General features: G+C 69.5%; 15 protein-coding genes. 10 read left to right on the top strand and 5 right to left on the bottom strand.

Annotation, left to right across the window (positions count from 1 at the left end; translation table 11 throughout):
• Window positions 1-25: 25 nt before the first annotated feature.
• From ASE75_RS15915 to ASE75_RS10305, 6 genes are all read left to right on the top strand, one after another.
• Window positions 26-547, top strand: coding sequence for a hypothetical protein (locus ASE75_RS15915; RefSeq protein ID WP_235512639.1), 522 nt, complete (start codon window positions 26-28; stop codon window positions 545-547).
• Window positions 489-905: a hypothetical protein gene (locus tag ASE75_RS15910; RefSeq protein ID WP_235512636.1), complete on the top strand. Its 417-nt coding sequence runs from the start codon at window positions 489-491 to the stop codon at window positions 903-905. The genes ASE75_RS15915 and ASE75_RS15910 overlap by 59 nt, the downstream gene beginning before the upstream one ends.
• Window positions 902-1657, top strand: a complete 756-nt coding sequence (locus ASE75_RS10320; protein ID WP_055932947.1) for an ATP-binding cassette domain-containing protein — start codon at window positions 902-904, stop codon at window positions 1655-1657. The genes ASE75_RS15910 and ASE75_RS10320 overlap by 4 nt, the downstream gene beginning before the upstream one ends.
• A 90-nt stretch (window positions 1658-1747) precedes the next feature.
• Window positions 1748-2782, top strand: coding sequence for a tRNA (adenosine(37)-N6)-threonylcarbamoyltransferase complex transferase subunit TsaD (tsaD, locus tag ASE75_RS10315; protein WP_055932944.1), 1035 nt, complete (start codon window positions 1748-1750; stop codon window positions 2780-2782).
• Complete coding sequence (locus ASE75_RS10310) at window positions 2779-3753, top strand: NAD(P)H-dependent glycerol-3-phosphate dehydrogenase (protein ID WP_055932941.1); 975 nt, start codon at window positions 2779-2781, stop codon at window positions 3751-3753. The genes tsaD and ASE75_RS10310 overlap by 4 nt, the downstream gene beginning before the upstream one ends.
• A 133-nt stretch (window positions 3754-3886) precedes the next feature.
• Complete coding sequence (locus ASE75_RS10305) at window positions 3887-4438, top strand: hypothetical protein (RefSeq protein ID WP_156340379.1); 552 nt, start codon at window positions 3887-3889, stop codon at window positions 4436-4438.
• 73 nt (window positions 4439-4511) lie between these two features.
• On the opposite strand, the gene ASE75_RS10300 is transcribed toward ASE75_RS10305, so the two are convergent.
• On the bottom strand, window positions 4512-6371 hold the full coding sequence (locus ASE75_RS10300) for an AsmA family protein (protein WP_082463909.1): 1860 nt from the start codon (window positions 6369-6371) through the stop codon (window positions 4512-4514).
• 132 nt (window positions 6372-6503) lie between these two features.
• Window positions 6504-6665, bottom strand: coding sequence for a DUF1674 domain-containing protein (locus tag ASE75_RS15155; protein ID WP_082463908.1), 162 nt, complete (start codon window positions 6663-6665; stop codon window positions 6504-6506).
• A gap of 155 nt (window positions 6666-6820) precedes the next feature.
• Here ASE75_RS15155 and ASE75_RS10295 point away from each other — a divergent pair, with 155 nt between their 5' ends.
• From ASE75_RS10295 to purH, 4 genes are all read left to right on the top strand, one after another.
• Window positions 6821-8125 carry an RsmB/NOP family class I SAM-dependent RNA methyltransferase gene (locus tag ASE75_RS10295; RefSeq protein ID WP_055932935.1) on the top strand — a complete coding sequence of 435 codons (1305 nt, stop codon included), beginning with the start codon at window positions 6821-6823 and terminating at the stop codon, window positions 8123-8125.
• A 136-nt stretch (window positions 8126-8261) separates the two neighbouring features.
• Entirely contained in the window at window positions 8262-8921 is a 660-nt protein-coding gene (rpe, locus tag ASE75_RS10290; protein ID WP_055932932.1) for a ribulose-phosphate 3-epimerase, read from the top strand.
• Window positions 8918-10660, top strand: a complete 1743-nt coding sequence (locus tag ASE75_RS10285; RefSeq protein ID WP_055932929.1) for a heparinase II/III family protein — start codon at window positions 8918-8920, stop codon at window positions 10658-10660. Before rpe ends, ASE75_RS10285 begins: the two co-directional genes overlap by 4 nt.
• A 268-nt stretch (window positions 10661-10928) precedes the next feature.
• On the top strand, window positions 10929-12521 hold the full coding sequence (gene purH / locus ASE75_RS10280; protein WP_055932926.1) for a bifunctional phosphoribosylaminoimidazolecarboxamide formyltransferase/IMP cyclohydrolase: 1593 nt from the start codon (window positions 10929-10931) through the stop codon (window positions 12519-12521).
• 52 nt (window positions 12522-12573) lie between these two features.
• Here purH and ASE75_RS10275 read toward each other — a convergent pair whose 3' ends face one another.
• The 3 genes from ASE75_RS10275 to ASE75_RS10265 all read right to left on the bottom strand — a co-directional run bounded on the left by ASE75_RS10275 (window position 12574) and on the right by ASE75_RS10265 (window position 18231).
• Window positions 12574-14070 carry a lipopolysaccharide biosynthesis protein gene (locus tag ASE75_RS10275; RefSeq protein ID WP_055932923.1) on the bottom strand — a complete coding sequence of 499 codons (1497 nt, stop codon included), beginning with the start codon at window positions 14068-14070 and terminating at the stop codon, window positions 12574-12576.
• A 130-nt stretch (window positions 14071-14200) separates the two neighbouring features.
• Window positions 14201-17014: a DNA polymerase I gene (gene polA, locus ASE75_RS10270; RefSeq protein ID WP_055932920.1), complete on the bottom strand. Its 2814-nt coding sequence runs from the start codon at window positions 17012-17014 to the stop codon at window positions 14201-14203.
• Window positions 17015-17085: 71 nt separating this feature from the next.
• Window positions 17086-18231 carry a serine hydrolase gene (locus tag ASE75_RS10265; RefSeq protein ID WP_055932917.1) on the bottom strand — a complete coding sequence of 382 codons (1146 nt, stop codon included), beginning with the start codon at window positions 18229-18231 and terminating at the stop codon, window positions 17086-17088.
• Window positions 18232-18357: the final 126 nt, after the last annotated feature.

Genomic DNA, 18357 nt, shown 5'->3' with positions numbered 1-18357 from the left:
GTTTGCGGGCTGGCACGATCGGGGAATGGCCGCGCTGATCCTGCTGGCGATAGTGGCGGGTCTGCGCGCGTGGTTGGTCGACCAGCCCTGGACGGTTGCGGCATGGGCGGCGCTTGGGGCCGGTGTCATGATCGGTATCGGTATGTCACGCGCTATCGCCACCCGTCTGGCCTTCCACGCGTCCGACGGACTGCTGGCGGCCGATGCCCTGCATCCACGATCGCGGCGGCGCTATCGCGTTGCATGGCATGGCGTCGGACTGGCATCGCTGGCTGCCGTCAGCCTGATCGCCCGCCCGTCACTGTTGCCGGTCAGCGTTTCCGCCTATCTTGCCGGCGCGCATTGCCGGCCCGACACGACCGGGATGGAGAATTCGGGCATGGTTGCGCCGCCCGATCGCCGGAATAGCGACCGCGACGTTGCTGATCCTGGCGTTGGCGCTGCTCCTGACGTTGGCACCCGCGCGCGCGCCGGGCACGAGCGGGATGATGGCGGTCGTCGGCTGCGGTGCCGTGCTGTGCACGCTGATGCTGACCGGCGTCGATGACGCCACCATCCGCTTCATGACCGCCGCCGGATATGGATCGGCACAGATCATCGCTCGCCATGCAAGGGGGCTGGCATCATTCTTCGTCGTGGCGATGCCGGGATGCTGGGTCGTCCTCGGCCCGGTCGCAGCCGCCATCGTCACGGCCGTCGGCGTCGCGGTGCTGTTCCTCCTGACCCTGCGTATCCTTGCGTACCGACTGCACCCCAGACGGTTCGCGGATGTCCTGGTCTCCATCCTGGCTGGCATCCTGGGGCTGGTCGCCTACGCGCTGCCCGTGGCTCTGCCCGTCATCGTTCCCGCCATGCTCTGGCCGTTGCACCGCCGGGGACGCGCCAGAACGTGGTTGCTGGCGTGACCCCCGCTATTGATCTGGTCGGCACCATCGTCGAACGGGGCGGGCAGCGCGTCGTGCACGGCGTTGATTTCACGGTGGAGCGCGGTTCGTGGTTCGGTCTCATCGGCGCCAATGGCTCTGGCAAGACCAGCCTGCTCCGGGCGCTGGCCGGCAGGCTGCCCTTCGCTGCCGGATCATGCCGTGTGGACGGCGAGGATCTGGCCGACGACCGCACCGGACGCGCGCTGCGGTTCGGCTTTGCGCCGCCGGCCGACACGCTGCCCGACGCCTTGCGCGGGCGCGATATTCTCCGGCTGGTCGGCGGCGGCATCGACGCCGCTCGCCTTCATCTGGGTGCGCTGCACGATGCGCTGGCCCTTGATCCGCTGCTCGATCGCTGGATCGGTGATTGCTCGGCCGGGATGCGACAGCGGATCGCGATCGCGGCGGCGTTCGCAAGCGGTCATCCGCGGGTGATTCTGGACGAGCCGTTCAACTGGCTCGATCCCGTCGCCGTCTTCGACCTGCGCGAGACGTTGCGCCGGATGGTCGATGGCGGGCTGACGCTCGTCACCGCGCTGCATGATCTCGGCACGCTGGCGTCGGTATGCGATGCGGGCCTCATGCTCGCCGATGGCAGGGTCGCGCTGACGCTGGATCGGGAGATGCTCCGGACGGCCGCCGGCAACCCGCAAGCCTTTGAGCGGCAGACGATCGACCGTCTGCGGCGTGGGCCACCCGCTCCCGGTGAGCCTCGCCGTCCCGGAATGTAATCGACCGGACGGGACCGGAGGACCGCGATCCCGCTGCCTGCCTCCACCAACGGTTTGGCTTCCCCCCCGAACCCTCCTAAAAGCCTCACCATGGCCCATTCCATCATCCTCGGTATCGAATCCTCCTGCGACGAAACCGCCGCCGCCGTCGTCACCGGTGACCGGCGGGTGCTGGCGCATCGGCTGGCGGGGCAGGAGGCAGCGCATCGGCCCTATGGCGGCGTGGTGCCCGAAATCGCCGCGCGCGCGCATGTCGAGGCGCTGGAGCCGCTGATCGTCGGCGCGCTGGCCGATGCCGGCTTGCGGCTCGGTCAGGTCGATGCGGTCGCGGCCACGGCGGGGCCGGGGCTGATCGGCGGGGTGATGGTCGGGCTGGTGATGGGCAAGGCGCTGGCCCATGCGGCGTCCAAGCCGCTGGTCGCGGTCAACCATCTGGAGGGTCACGCCCTCAGCCCGCGCCTGTCCGACCCCGACCTGCAATTCCCCTATCTGCTGCTGCTGGTGTCCGGCGGCCATTGCCAGTTGCTGCTGGTCGAGGGTGTGGGGCGCTACAAGCGGCTGGCCACGACCATCGACGATGCGGCCGGCGAGGCGTTCGACAAGACCGCCAAGAGCCTGGGTCTCGGCTTTCCCGGCGGCCCGGCGGTCGAGCGCGCGGCGGCGCTGGGCGACCCGAAGGCGGTGCCGCTGCCGCGCCCGCTGAAAGGCTCGGCCGAACCGCATTTCTCGTTCGCGGGCCTGAAAAGCGCGGTCGTCCGCGCGGTCGGCCGGTATAGCCCTGAGGATCTGGCCGCGTCGTTCCAGGCGGCGGTCGTCGATTGCCTGATCGACCGAACGCGCCGCGCCCTGCACCGCGCGGACGGCGCGACCGCGCTGGTCGTCGCCGGCGGAGTTGCCGCCAACGGCGCGGTGCGGGGCGCGATGCAGGCGCTGGCGGCCGAACACGGCCTTCGCTTCGTCGCGCCGCCCTTGTGGCTGTGTACCGACAACGCGGCGATGATCGGCTGGGCCGGGGCGGAGCGGTTCGCCGCCGGCCTCACCGACCCGCTCGACGTGGCCGCCCGCCCGCGCTGGCCGCTGGATCCGTCCGCGGAAGCGGTACGCGGCGCGGGGGTAAAGGCATGAGGATCGGGGTGATCGGCGGCGGGGCGTGGGGTACCGCGCTGGCGCAGGTGGCGGCGCAAGGAGGCCGCGACGTGCTGCTCTGGGCGCGCGAGGCGGCGGTGGTATCGGGCATCAACGCGGCCCGTGAAAACCCGCTGTTCCTGGCCGGCGTGCCGCTGTCGCCGACGATCCGTGCGACCGACGATCTGGCCGACCTCGCCGGCCTCGACGCGCTGCTGGTCGTGGCCCCGGCGCAGCACGTCGGGAGCGTGCTGGCGGCGACGCCGGTCGGTTCTGCCGCGCTCGTCCTGTGCGCCAAGGGGATCGAGGCGGGCAGCAAGCGTCTGGTCGGCGACGTCGCGCGCGCCATCCACCCCTCCGCACCGATCGCCGTCCTGTCCGGCCCGACCTTCGCGCACGAAGTCGCCGCCGGGCTGCCCACCGCCGTCACGCTGGCGTGCGAGGACGACGCGCTGCTTGCGCGGCTGGCCGACCGGCTCGCGACCCCGCATTTCCGGCCCTATGCGTCGAACGACGTGATCGGCGCAGAGATCGGCGGCGCGGTGAAGAACGTGCTCGCCATCGCGTGCGGCGTGGTGGAGGGGGCAGGCCTGGGCCAGAACGCGCGCGCCGCGCTGATCGCGCGCGGCTTTGCCGAGATGACGCGGTTCGGGCTGGCGCGCGGCGCGCGGGCGGAGACGCTGGCCGGCCTGTCGGGGCTGGGCGACCTGGTGCTGACCTGTTCGTCGACCAGTTCACGCAACTTCTCGCTGGGTGTCGGCCTTGGCCGGGGCCAGTCGGCGGCGACGCTGATGGCCGATCGCCGGACCGTGGCCGAGGGCGCGTTCACCGCCCCCGTCCTGCGCGAGGCGGCGGCCGACGCCGGCGTCGACATGCCGGTCTGCCTCGCGGTGTGCCGGCTGCTGGAGGGCGCGCCGGTCGCCGACGTCATCGGCACGCTGCTCGCGCGGCCGCTGCGCGCGGAGGTGTAGGGTCAGGCATCCATCGTCTTCGACCCGTCTTTGGCTTCCGTTTGCGACTCAGACTTTGGAGGGCCAAAACCGCCCAATAGCGGACATTCGCTCTCGCGTGTATCACCCGCTCATGCTTCCTGCCGGTTACCTCTTGAAGCGCATCGTCCCACCTCCCGGGTGGCTCGCGACTGGACCCGAGCACATCAAAGACGTTTGCAGCGTTTCGGACTGCGTCAACGACAACATAGTCGATGTGCAAGGAGCATGGCAGCACAACGGCTTTGGCTTGGCCAACAGTCCCGACGTGCTTGCGTCTTTGGCCGCCGACGCTGGCGCTGACGTAAGCGATACAGCGCTGTTCTATTTCACTGCCTACGAGCGCGAGCAGGAAACCGATGGGTGGACGTTCGATCCAGCCGGGTGGCGAGATCGCTCGCCAGCCCGCTCTGCCCCTATTGCAGACAATGTTCGCTTGCCCGCCCCGGGCACCTCGACGTTGCTCGGCTACGATGTCGTGGTGTTCGGCGACTTTCTTGAACACTCCCCTTTGTCCTGCAATTCCATCGCCAAGGGGCTTCCTGTCAACGAGCATTGCTTGTTTGCGGGCCTAGACGAAGCCATCGCAGCCATTGACGCAGGTGCGTTTGGAAACGGCTGTGAGGAGGGCGTCTATACGATTTTCGGGGTTTACCGGGTGCGGTGAACGATCGGTGCGAGGGTCCGCTTTCCACCAATTCTTGCTATTCGTCACAATCCGCTTCGCGGCACCGCAATCTTCACCCCAACACCCGCCCCGCCAGCGCACCGCAATTCGCGTCGCTCGCGGTCGGTCCCTGTTTCCCCGTGATCGCGCGGCCGATCGCCTTGAAGATGTTGCCGACCGACTTCACCACGGGCGGAATGACCAGGTTCGGTTGCTGCAACGTGCCCGACAGCGTCGCCGATCCGGGCAGACGCAGCACGCTGTCGCGCTTGGGGGCGCCGGTCAGCGTCACCGCGATGCGTTCGTCGGGGAATACGACCTGACCCGTGCCGCGCAGCTGGCTTTGCGTCGTGTCGATCACGAACGGGTCGACCCGCCCGCGCCCGCCGCGCATGGTAACGCCGACGATGACGCAGCGAAGGCCCGCATGGTCCTCGCTGTCCGTCAGCAGCGCGCGGCCCGCGTCGAAGCCAAGCGCGGCGGCGATCCGGGCCGGCAGCATGCCGTCGCGCGCCACGAAGCCAAGCGTGCCGGTGCTGCGGCCGATCGCGGCGCGGATCGTCTCGCCGCGCCCGGTCAGCCGCGCCGACGCATCGACATTGCCGGTGAAGTCGCCACCCCCGCCACCCATCGCGGTGACGCTGCCGTCGCGCAGGCGTAGAGCCACGGTCAGCATCGGGTTCGCCGCCCCGCTGCGCTGGTCGATCCGCACCGACCCGGTGATTGTCCCCTGCTTCAAGGCCATCGTGAGCGGCGAGATCGTCAGCCGCCGGTTGTCGAGCACGGCATGGCCGCGCACCGCGCGGATCGGTGACGGGCCGTCGCGACTGACGATCCGCCCGACCGTGAAGTCCATCGTCGCGTCGGTCCGCTTGATCTTGCTGATGTCGATCCGCGTGTCGGGGACCAGCCGCGGGCCGATCCGTGCTTCCTTCGCACGGCCCTCCGCCATCGCCTCGTCGGACGACAGGTCGGCGAAATCGAGCTGCCCGAACGCGACGCGGGCGGTCACCTTCGTCCGCCCATCCGCCTTGGCGACTTTCACCGAACCGGTCAGGTCCGACCGGCCGATCGTCGCGCGCATCGCGGTCGCGGTCCAGACATCGTCGGCATGGGTGACGTGCGCCGACAGCGACACCGGTTGGGTGCGGAACAGCCCGGCCTCGATCACCGCGTCGATCAGCTTCAGGTCGTTCGCGCGCGCCGTGACATCCAATGTCATCGCGCTGGTGTCGAGCGGCCGGTCCATCGTGCCCTTCGCCGTCATCGACAGGGCATCGCCGTCGATGACGGCGGTGAACGGCCATGGCCTGCCGTGCGCCTGCGCGACCGATGGCCCCCGCAGGCCGATGCGGACGGCGGCTTCCCGGACATGGCCGGTGCCGGTCGCGCGGACGCCGTGGACGGGGTCGGCGGCAAAGGCCACCGTCGCATCGCGCCCCTGCGCGGCGTCGCGATAGACGATGACGCTGTCACGCACGCTCAGCCCGGCCAGGTCGGGACCGTCGCCGGGGCTGCGGTCCTGCTTGTCGGGCAGGCCCCAGTTGACCCGCTTGTCCCTGTCGCGGACCAGCACCAGCCGCAGCCCGTCCAGCGTCACGTCGCGCGGCCTGAAACTGCCCGTCAGCAGCGGCCAGACCGAAAAGGTCACCCGTGCCTCGCGCAGCGTCGCGAAATCACCCGTGCCGGCCCAGTCGGCCTGTGGCACCCTGACACCGCGAACGGCGATCGTCGGGGTGAAGCCGATGGTATCGACACGGTCGATATCGGCGATCGTCACGGGGCGTCCGATCTCCTTCGACAACGCAGCCTCGACGCGGCCCTTCAGAAACCCCCACGGAAACATCGCGAGCAACAGCATCAGCGCCGCCACGATCAGGCCAAGCCCGGCCAGCAGCCATTGCCAACGATTTATACGAGATCCGGTCGTCATCGATTCCGGACGTTCGGCGCGGGATTTCGTTCCGGTCGCGTCATGGCCTGGTGGGATCGGACGTCAGTCCCATGTACTCCCCCGGCCTTTGCCGCGAAAGCACGAAGCGGTCGGTCGGGATTTCCGTCGCCCTTAAAAGTCTATCGCGATGCCTTTCAGCTCCCAATCGCCGTAGCGCACGGGGTTCAGGCCCATCGGGTCGCCTTCCGGCTGCGGTTTCGCCTCGGGTTGCGGCACGGGCGTGTTCTTGGACAGATACGCAGGCGGCTTCACATGTGCGGGACGCTGACCCATGGATGGACCCTTTCGATTGCGACTTGGACGCTGGACGTCCACATGGGGGCTTCAAGGGAGATTTTCTACGTGACATCCGCAAAGTCGCACGCCTGATGGCGTCGCGCCCCCCCCGCACGGGTTCTGGCCCTGAAGGCAAGTCCGGTTTTCACCCGGTGGAACACGCAACGCGCGCGTCCGGCCAGCGCGAGCGCGGTCCCGATCCGCTCGGCACGCCAGCGCGCCGCGCCGCGATCCGCCTGCTCGACGCGGTGCTGCGTCGGGGCGAGCCGCTGGAGTCCGCGCTGGCCGCCGCCACCCGCGCGCTGCCCGGCGGCCCGGACCGGGGCCTGGCCCATGCGATCGCCGCCGAAACGCTGCGCCGCCTGCCCGATCTCGACGCACTGATCGATTCGGCGACGCCGCGCCCGCTGCCCGACGATGCCAAGGCGCGCTTTGCCCTCAGGATCGCGCTGGTGCAGGTGCTGGCGCTCGGCACGCCCCCGCATGCCGCGATCGCCACCGTCCTGCCGCTGGTCGATGGCGGCCCGCGCAAGCTGGTCCACGGTGTGTTCGGCACGCTGATGCGCGGCGAGGTGACCCTTGACGAAATCCCGACCCTGCCCGCCGCGACCGCCTTGCGCTGGCAGGCGTCGTGGGGCGACCAGATGGTGGAGGACGCCGCGCGCGCCTTTTCCGCGCCGCCGCCGCTCGACCTTGGCCTGTCCGACTGGGACCAGACCGACCGGTTGCTGGGCGAAACCGGCGGCGACAGCCTGGCGCCCGGCCATGTCCGGGTGTCCGATCACGGCCCCGTCACCGACATGCCCGGCTTTAAGGACGGCGACTGGTGGGTGCAGGACGTCGCCGCGTCGATCCCCGCGCGGCTGATCGGGCGTGACGCGGGTCATGTCCTCGACCTGTGCGCGGCCCCCGGCGGCAAGACGATGCAGCTGGCGGCGATGGGGGCGAAGGTCACCGCCGTCGACGCGTCGGAGAGCCGGCTGAAACGCCTGCGCGACAATCTGAAGCGGACCGCGCTGGAGGCGACCGTCATCCGCGCCGACGTGCTGGAATGGCAGCCCGAGGCCCCCGCCGACGCGGTGCTGATCGACGCGCCGTGCAGCGCGACCGGCATCTACCGCCGTCATCCGGATGTGCTGTACCGCGTCCGCCCGTCGATCATCGCCGAGATGGCGGATCAGCAGGCGAGGATCCTCGCGCGCGCCGCCGACTGGGTGAAGCCGGGCGGGACGCTCGTCTACGCCACCTGCTCGCTGGAACCGCAGGAGGGCGAGCATCAGGCGGAGGCGTTCCTGATCGAGCGCCGCGACTTCAGGATCGTGCCGCCCGCCGCCGGCGTCCTGCCCGACGGCATCACCGCGTCGACGCGCGGCTGGGTGCGGACCCTGCCGGGCATGCTGGCCGACCGTGGCGGCTGCGACGGGTTCTTCATCGTCGCGATGCGGCGCGAGGGGTAGGGGGGGCTTCTCTGGACCCCGGCCTTCGCCGGGGAACGATAGAGATCTGAACGCCCCGCCGCCCGCCAGGACAAAAGCCACCCATCCCAACACCCCGCTTGGCGACCGCCCGACCCGCCTGCTAGGGGGATAGTCCATGCAACCGGTCCGTATCGCTCCGTCCATCCTGTCCGCCGATTTCGCCCGCCTGGGTGAGGAGGTTCGCGCGATCGACGCGGCCGGCGCGGACTGGATCCATATCGACGTGATGGACGGGCATTTCGTCCCCAACATCTCGATGGGACCGGCGATCGTGAAGGCGATCCGCCCGCACACGACGAAGCCGTTCGACGTCCACCTGATGATCGCGCCGGTCGACGCCTATCTCGACGCCTTCGCCGAGGCCGGCGCGGACACCATTACCGTCCATACCGAGGCGGGGCCGCACATCCACCGCACGCTGCAACGGATCAAGGGGCTGGGCAAGCGCGCGGGCGTCGTCATCTGCCCGGGCACACCCGCCAAGATGCTGGATTACCTGATCGACATGGTCGACCTGGTGCTGGTCATGAGCGTCAACCCCGGTTTCGGCGGTCAAAGCTTCATCGAAAGCCAGCTGGGCAAGATCGCGGCGGTACGGAAAATGATCGACAGGAGCGGCCGTGCCATCGACCTGGAGGTCGATGGCGGCGTCGACGCCGACAGCGCGCGCCGCTGTATCGAGGCCGGGGCCGACGCGCTGGTTGCCGGCACCTCGGTCTTTCGCGACGGGCCGGACGGGTACGCCGCCAACATCCGCCGTCTGCGAGGCGAATGAGCACCTCGCCCGACGATGGCGCTGACGGCCAGCCCGACGGGATCGTCGAGGGCAAGCGGCTGATCCGGCTGGGCGGCGACAAGGGGCTGTCGCTGGCCGACCGGCTGGCCGAACGATTCCATGCGCTGACGTGGCGGACGCCGATCCATTCGATCCGGCTGAAGGGCCGCTTCCCGCTGAAGCTGCTCGCGGTGCCGGAAGACCCGCTGCTGGGCGACGTCGCGCGCGGCCATGCGTTGCTCGACGGAACGATGACGTTTCTGGGCGAAAGCCATGCGGTCGATTCGCTCGACATGCTGCGCGCCGGCTTCGGTGTGCCGTTTACCGAGTATCTCCAGTCCTTTGCCTGGCTGCGCGACCTGTCCACCGTGGCGACCCGGGCGCAAGGATCGCCGGTGGCGGAGGCGCTGACCAGCCGCTGGATGTCGGCCCATGCGGAAAAGCCCGATGCGGTCGGCTGGCGGCCCGATCTGTGGGGCCGGCGGATCCTGTACTGGACGTTCCACGCGCCGTTGATCCTGTCGTCGGGCGACACGATCTACCGCTCGCGCGTGCTGAACGCGCTGGCGACGGGCGCACGGCATATCGACCGCTATGCGGACAAGGCACCGCCGGGTGCCGGGCGGATCGCGGCGTGGTGCGGGGTCGTCACCGCCGGATTGCTGCTGCCCGGCGGCGATCCGCGCCGCGCGTTCGGCGAGGCGGGGCTGGCTCGCGCGCTCGGCACCTCGCTGTTCGACGATGGCGGGTCCGTGTCGCGCAGTCCGGCGATGCTGCTGGAATCGATCGAGCTGCTCGCGATGCTGCGCGCGGTGTACGATGCGCGCGACGAACCGCCGCCCGCGTCGGTGCAGGCGGCGCTGGCGCGGATGGTGCCGGCACTGCTCGGCGTCACCCATGCCGATCGTGGCCTCGCCAGCTGGCAGGGCGGTGGGCCTGTTCACCCCGACCGCGTCGCCGCCGGCATCGAGGCCAGCGGCGTCCGCACGCGCCCCTTACGCCAGTCGCGCGACTGGGGGTATCAGCGGCTCGCAGCGGGCAGCACCGTGCTGATCGCCGACGCCGCCCCGCCGCCGGTCGCGCAGATGGTCGAGGGCGGCTGCGCCTCGACGCTGGCGTTCGAGTTTTCGGACGGCCTGGCGCGGATCGTCGTCAATTGCGGTGGCGCGAAGGCCGCGTTGGCGCAGCTGCCCGCCGCCTTCGCCGAAGGATTGCGCACCACCGCCGCCCATTCGACGCTGACCGTCGGCGACAGCAATTCGACCGCGATCCTCACCGGCGGCACCCTGGGGCGCGGGGTCGGCGAGGTGGAGCTGAGCCGGCAGGAAAACGACGTCGCCAGCCGGATCGAGATGAGCCACGACGGCTATGTCCGCCGCTGGGGCTTTCTCCATCGCCGCCAGCTGGTGCTGACCGCCGACGGCCGCGAACTGCGCGGCGAGGACATGCTGTTGCCGCGCGGCCGCAAGCGAAAGGGCGATGCGACGCCGTTCGCGGTCCGGTTTCACCTCGGGGCGGGCGTGCAGGCGGCGGCGACCGCCGATTCGCAGGGTGCGATCCTGCGCCTGCCGGGCGGCGCGATGTGGCAGTTCCGCTGTCGCGGCGGCCTGATGAGCGTCGAGGACAGCCTGTGGATCGACCCCGCCGGCATGCCGATGGCGACGCAGCAGATCGTCATTGCGGGACAGGCGGCGGCGGGCGGCGCGAACATCGGCTGGGCGTTCAAGCGCGCGGTTTGAGGCCGGGGCTGGTTCGTCCACGAGACAGACCTTCTGTTCCCTGGCGCAGGCCGGGGTCCAGTTGCCAAGGTCGTTGTGGCAAAGGACGTCACGACGCGACCACGACCCGTGCGACTGGACCCCGGCCTTCGCCGGGGAACGGTTATGGTGGCGCGCAGATTGCGTGCGGGCGGCATGGAACTCCGCAAAGGGTTGAAGCCCACGCCACGGGGGCTATGGAACCCGCGAACCCCGACCCGCCAGCCACCCAGCCCCAAGGATTCCGCCCATGACCGCCATCCCCATCACCCGCGCGCTGCTGTCGGTGTCCGACAAGACCGGCGTGGTCGACCTTGGCCGGGCGCTGGCGGCGCGCGGCGTCGAGCTGGTATCGACCGGCGGCACCGCGACCGCGCTGCGTGACGCCGGCCTCATGGTGCGCGACGTGTCCGACCTGACCGGCTTTCCCGAAATGATGGACGGGCGGGTCAAGACGCTGCACCCGATGGTGCATGGGGGCCTGCTGGCGGTGCGCGACGACGTCGGCCATGTCGCGTCGATGGAGCAGCACGGGATCGGCGCGATCGACCTGGTCGTCGTGAACCTCTATCCGTTTGGGCAGACCGTCGCCAAGGGCGCGGACCGCGACACCGTGATCGAGAATATCGACATCGGCGGCCCGTCGATGGTGCGCTCTGCCGCCAAGAACCATGCCTTCGTCGCGATCCTGACCGATCCGGGCGACTATGACGGCTTCATCGCCGAACTGGAATCGAACGACGGCGCGACGCGGGGCGACCTGCGCCGCTGGCTGGCGGCCAAGGCGTTCGCGGCGACCGCGTCCTACGATGCCGGCATCGCCCAGTGGTTCGGCCATGTCGATCAGGCGCAGGCGTTCCCCGCCACCCTGCCGCTCGCCTTCACCAACAGCGGCAACGACCTGCGCTACGGCGAGAATCCGCACCAGTCGGCCGCGCTCTATCTGCCCGATGGTAATGCGGTGAACGGCATCGCGCAGGCGCAGCAATTGCAGGGCAAGGCGCTCAGCTACAACAATCTGAACGACGCCGACGCCGCGCTGGAACTGGTCGCCGAGTTCCGCGACGGACCGCCGACCGTCGTCATCGTCAAGCATGCCAACCCCTGCGGCGTGGCCAGCGGCGAGACGCTGCTGGAGGCGTACCAGGCCGCCTTCGCCTGCGACACGGTATCGGCGTTCGGCGGCATCATCGCGGTCAACCGTCCGCTCGACGGGCCGACCGCAGCGGCCATCTCCGAAATCTTCACCGAAGTCGTCGTGGCCCCCGATGCCGATGACGCGGCGCGCGCCATCTTTGCGAAGAAGAAGAACCTGCGCCTGCTGATCGCCGGCGACCTGCCCGATCCGGCGCGTGGCGGTCTGGCGATCAAGTCGATCGCCGGCGGCTTGCTGGTCCAGTCGCGCGACAATGGCGCGCTGACCGACGCCATGCTGACCGTCGTGACCAAACGCCAGCCGACCCCGCAGGAGCTGGCCGACTGCCGCTTCGCCTGGACCGTCGCCAAGCACGTCAAGTCGAACGCGATCGTCTATGCCCGGGACGGCGCGACGGCGGGCGTCGGCGCGGGTCAGATGAACCGCCTCGAATCCGCGCGCATCGCCGCGTGGAAGGCAAAGGACGCGGCGGACAAGGCCGGCTGGTCCCAGCCGAAGACGATCGGCTCGGCGGTCGCGTCCGACGCCTTCTTCCCGTTCGCCGACGGCCTGCTGGCGGCGGTCGAGGCCGGCGCGTCGGCGGTGATCCAGCCCGGCGGCTCGATCCGCGATGCAGAGGTGATCGCGGCGGCCGACGGCGCCGGGCTGGCGATGATCTTCACCGGCATGCGCCACTTCCGCCACTAGGTGCGGTCACCCTCACCCGCCGCCGCAAGGCGGTGGGAAGGGTGAGGGTGGATCAGGCCGCCGGCGTCGCCTCGGCCGGCGGTTTCTTGCGGAACAGCGTCCGGTCGGCATCGCCGAACGCCCAACGCCACAGGATGAACAGATAGGTCGCGGCGATCGCCGGCTCGCCAATCAGCAGCTCGGCCCATTCATAGCGCGGCGGCAACAGCGTGAACGCAGCCCCCACGACGATCGCGGCCAGCGCCGCCCAGACGATCGGCCAGCGCCATGGCGACACGCCCGCCCCCAGCAGGCCCGACAACAGCCGCATCTTGACGAGGCTGGTGATCCCCAGGCTGACCATCAGCGCGACCGCCGGCCCCGCCGCCTGCCACGCCACCGGCCAGCCAAGCCCGCGCATCGCCAGGATCAGCGCGAAGCTGAGGCCGACCTGAAACCCCAGCATGGTCAGCGAGATCATCAGGTTGCGGTGCCGCGCGACATAGACCAGTGCGCTTTCCGACACCGCGCCCGCCGAGGCGAAGAACTCGGCCGTCAGCAGGAAGGCGAGCGCGGCGGTGCCGGCCACGAACTGCGGCCCGACCACGCCCATCACCGCCTCGCCCGGGATCGACCCCATCAGCGCGAGGCCGCCTTGCGCCGCCATGATCCAGAACGCGACCTGCCGCACCTGTTGCGCCACCGCCGCCTTGTCGTCGCGCGCCAGGCTGCTGGCGATGACCGGCCCCAGGATCGGGTCGAAGCTGGTCTTCAGCTTGGCCGGCAGCGACGCGACCTGCTGCGCCATGTAATAGATGCCGACGATCTTCGGCTCGAACATCACGCCCAGGATGAACCGGTCGACGTTGCGGGTGCCCCATTCGACCGCGTCGGCCCCGGCCAGCGGCACGTTGGCGCGCGCCAGCGCCAGCAACGGCCGGAAGCGCGGCGACCAGCCGACCGGCAGGCCGTAGCTCCGCAAAAACGGCACCAGGCTGGCGATCAGCGCGGCGACCATCGACGCGACATAGGACAGCACCAGCCCGTCGTGGATCGTGAAGTACGAAAACACCCACGCCGCGATCGAGATCGTCCACGGCTCCACTACCGCGCGCGCGGTCACCGTCGCCTTCACGTTGCGGCGATAGGCGAGCGCGGCGAGGCTGACGTCGGACCATGCGACCGCGACGATGATGCACGGCAGGAACCGGTCCAGCCCGCTGATCGGCGTGTTGGGGTACATGATCTGCGGAAAGGTGAACAGGAACGCGCTGGCGATGATCGCGACCAGGAACGCGACCGCCATCGCGTCCCACACGACATGCGCGTGCGGCCGGTCGGTCTTCGACAGCGCCTGCGCCAGACCGCGTTTCAGACCCAGCGTCGCAACCAGCGCGGCCAGTTCGACGACCACCACCGCGATCGCGAACCGCCCGACCAGATCGGGACCATAGATCCGGCCCGCGATGAACAGGAACGGCAACCGCGCGGCAAGGCGCAGCAGGAAGCCGAAGATGTTCGTCCGCCCGCCCTTGGCCAGCGCGTCGATATCCTGCGTGTCGGCGGTCACGAGGCGGGGATGCCGGAAACGGCTACACCGTGTTCCTGCAAACGCAGGATCCCGGGATTATGAAGCGCGGCGCTCTGGACCCTTGGTTCCTGCGTTCGCAGGAAAACGGGGCGGGGCGAGGCATACGGCATCAATGCGCCGCGCCCCAGCTGGCACCGGTGCCGATCTCGATCCCCAGCGGTACGCTCAACACCACCGCCGGTTCGGCCGCCGTCGCCATGACGCGTTCGATGACCGGTTTCGCGGCGTCCACGTCGCCTTGCGGAAGCTCGAACACCAGTTCGTCATGGACCTGCAACAGCATCCGCACATGGCCAAGACCCGCCTCTGCCAGCGCCGGTCCCATGCGGACCATCGCCCGCTTGATGATGTCGGCGCTTGTCCCCTGGATCGGCGCGTTGATCGCCGCGCGCTCGGCCCCTTGCCGCTCGTGCTGCACCTTCGACTGGATGCGCGGGAAATGCGTCTTCCGCCCGAACAGCGTGGTCGTATAGCCAAGGTCGCGCACGCTCTGCGTCGTGTCGGCCATGTAGCGGCTGATGCCGGGGAAGCGGTCGAAATAGCGGTCGATCATGGCTTGCGCCTCGTCCGCGCTGACGTCGAGCCGGCCGGCAAGACCCCAGCGGCTGATGCCGTACAGGATCGCGAAGTTGATCGTCTTGGCCCGCCCGCGCGTATCGCGATTGATCTCGCCGAACAGTTCCTGCGCGGTCAGGCTGTGGATGTCGTCGCCGTTCGCAAACGCGGCCCGCAACGCGGGTTCGTCGGCGAAGTGCGCGGCCAGCCGCAGCTCGATCTGCGAATAATCCGCCGCCAGAATGACGTTGCCGGGTTCGGCCACGAACGCGTCGCGGATCTGGCGGCCGATCTCGGTGCGGATCGGGATGTTCTGAAGGTTCGGGTCGGTCGAGGACAGCCGCCCGGTCTGCGCGCCGGTCAGGCTGTAGGAGGTATGGACGCGGCCGGTCGCCGGGTTGATCTGCGCCTGCAACGCATCGGTATAGGTCGATTTCAGCTTGGACAGCTGCCGCCAGTCGAGCACCTGCCGCGCGATCGCCGCGCCGGGCGAATCCCCATCCGTACCAGCGCCGGCGGCGATCCGCTCCAGCTCGGTCACGTCGGTCGAATAGACCCCGGACTTGCCCTTGCGCCCGCCCTTGATCCCCATCTTCTCGAACAGGACGTCGCCAAGCTGCTTGGGGCTGCCGATCGTGAACGGACCACCGGCCAGCGCGTGGATATCGGTTTCCAGCGCCGCCATCCGCCCGGCGAACTCGGTCGACAGCCGCGACAGCGCGTCAGCGTCGACCTTGACCCCGGCGCGCTCCATCGCCGCGATGACGGGCACCAGCGGCCGGTCGACCATCTCGTACACCCGCGTCACCTGTTCGGCGGGCAGGCGGGTCTTGAACCGCTGCCACAGGCGCAGCGTGACGTCGGCGTCCTCGGCGGCGTATTTCGTCGCGGCGGCAAGGTCGATTTCCTGAAAGCCCAGCTGTTTCTTGCCGGTGCCGACCACGTCCTTGTACGCGATGCAGCTGTGCGACAGGTGCGTCTTCGCCAGCTCGTCCATCCCGTGTCCGCCAAGGCTGACGCCGGCATCCAGGTCGAAACTCATCAGGATCGTGTCGTCATAGGGTGCGACCACCACGCCCCCTTCGGCCGCGTATGCGCGGTCCAGCACGATCATGTCGTATTTCAGATTGTGGCCGATCTTCAGGACGCTGTCGTCCTCCAGCAACGGCTTCAGCATGGCCAGCATCGCCGCGCGGTCGATCTGCACCGGTACTTCCGAAAACATGTCGCTGCCGCCGTGCCCGACCGGGACATAGCAGGCGCGGCCCGGTGCCAGCGCCAGCGACACGCCAACCAGGTCGGCGCGCGTGGCGTCCAGCCCGGTCGTCTCGGTGTCGATCGCCACGAACCCGCGCGCGCGCGCCTCGGCCACCCATGTCGCCAGCGCCTCGACGGTCGATACCGTTTCATACGCGTCACGGTCGAACGTCTCCGGCTCGGCGACCGCGCCCGCCGGGGCGGCCGGGGCGGCGCGTGGCGCGTCGGCGACTTGACCCAGCTTGTTCAGCAGCGACCGGAACCCGTGATGCTCCAGAAACGCGCGCAACGGCGCATCCGGAATCCCTTTGAGCGCCAGATCCTCCAGCGGTTCGGGCAGCGGGCAATCGGCCTTCAGCGTCACCAGCACCTTCGACAGCCGCGCCGCCTCGGCATGTTCGATCAGGTTGTCGCGCAGCTTGCCCTTCTTCATCCCCTCGGCCGCGGCCAGCACCGATTCCAGGTCGCCATGCTCCAGGATCAGCTTGGCCGCAGTTTTCGGCCCGACGCCCGGCACGCCCGGCACATTGTCGACGCTGTCGCCCATCAGCGCCAGCACGTCGCCAAGCTGCGTCGGCGCGATGCCGAAGAACTTGTCCGCGACATACTCCGCGCCCAGCCGCCGGTTGTTCATCGTGTCGTACAGGTCGAGTCCCGGGCTGTCCGCGCCCGGCGTCTCGATCAGCTGCATCAGATCCTTGTCGCTCGACACGATCGTCACCGCCCAGCCTTGCGCCAGCGCTTCCCGGGCATAGCAGGCGATGATGTCGTCGGCCTCCAGCCCTTCGGTCTCGATGCAGGGCAGGCTGAATGCGCGCGTCGCGTCGCGGATCATCGGGAACTGCGGGACCAGATCCTCAGGGGGCGGCGGCCGGTGCGCCTTGTACTGGTCGTACAGGTCGTTGCGGAAGGTCTTCGACGATTTGTCGAGGATGACCGCCATGTGGGTCGGGCCGTCCGCGGCGTGGATCTCGTCCGCCAGCCGCCACAACATGGTGGTATAGCCATACACCGCGCCCACCGGCTCGCCATGCACGTTGGTAAGCGGCGGCAGCCGGTGATACGCCCGGAAGATATAGCCGGAACCGTCGACGAGATAGAGATGAGGCATGATGGGCCGAGGCTTAGCAAGCTCCGCCCCATAAGGCGACACTCAGACGTAACCCGAATGGGATCGTTTCATCACTCCGACGTCGGCGGATAGCGTCCGGCGGCGGCGCCGACACTGGCGCTTTCGGCGACCGCGCCGGCCACCGCCTGGATCAGCTGCTGTCGTTCCTGGATCGGGCGCAGCGTGTCGCCGATCATCACCGCGATGGCATAGCGGTTGCCGTCGGGCGCGGTCAGCAGGCCGACGTCGTTGAACCCCGCATTGCGCCGGCCCAGATCCTGCCCCGTGCCGGTCTTGTGCGCGATGATCCAGCCCGGCGGCAGCGCGGCCCGCAGACGGGCACGGCCCGTGACCGACCGGCCCATCGTGTCGAGCAGGATCCGCGTCGACCCCTCTGACAGCAACTCCCCGCGTGCCAGCCGTGCGAGCGCGTCGGCGATGGCCAGCGGCGCGGCACCGTCGGGCGGGTTGGCGATGTACGCATCCAGCGCGCGTGACCGGGCGGCGGGCGACAGGCGCGACCGCGCGATGTTGAACGCGTTGCCGATCGCATAGGCCGGCTGCCACGTCAGGCCGGCGGTTCCGCTCTGCAGCGCGCGCTCGCCCGGCCCGAAGCGGATATCGCCCAGCCGCTTGCGCTCGATCATGGCGCGCACCGCGGACGGTCCGCCGACATAGTTCAGCAGCCGGTCGTTGGCGGTGTTGTCGCTGTGCGTCAGCGCGCGGACCATCAGGTCGCCGACCGTCGTCTGGTATCCCGACCCCTTCACCAGCATCGCGATCGGCTGATGAAACAGCGTCAAATCCTGCGGCCGGACGGTGATCGGCGTGTCGAGGCTCGCCCGCCCCTGGTCACGCAGGTCCATCAGCGTGAGCGCGACCCACAATTTGCTGACCGATTGCTGGGGCAGGCGCTGGCGTCCGCCGGCCTCCACGCTCCATCCCTGGTCGACCGCGCGGATGGCGATGCCAGCCTTGCCGGCAAAGGCGCGCGCCAGCGCGTCGATCCGGGCGGACAGCGCCTCGGGCGCGGGGCGCGCCACGCGGGGGCTTGGCGGCGGCACCGGGATCGAGACGAAGGTCTGCGCGCGGGCCGGCGCGGCGGCCATCGCGCTCGCCCCCTGTTTCGATGGGGATCCGCATCCCATCAGCAACGCGGTGACGGCGACGGTGACGAAACGGCCGAGGGGGCGGCCGACCGGGCCGGAATGCTGCATGATGGAGGATACGCCTTGGGGAACAGGGATTGTATCCACTCTTACCCACGCTTTCCGACCGCGTACCATGCTCCGACGGCCGGTGCGACGAAGCGGACGCCAACCGGGTCGGATGGAGGAACGGGT

The organism is Sphingomonas sp. Leaf17 (genome assembly GCF_001421505.1).
Classification (GTDB): Bacteria; Pseudomonadota; Alphaproteobacteria; order Sphingomonadales; family Sphingomonadaceae; genus Sphingomonas.
The sequence above is the reverse complement of the archived record's forward strand: the minus strand, read 5'-3'. Positions and strand labels throughout refer to the sequence as shown.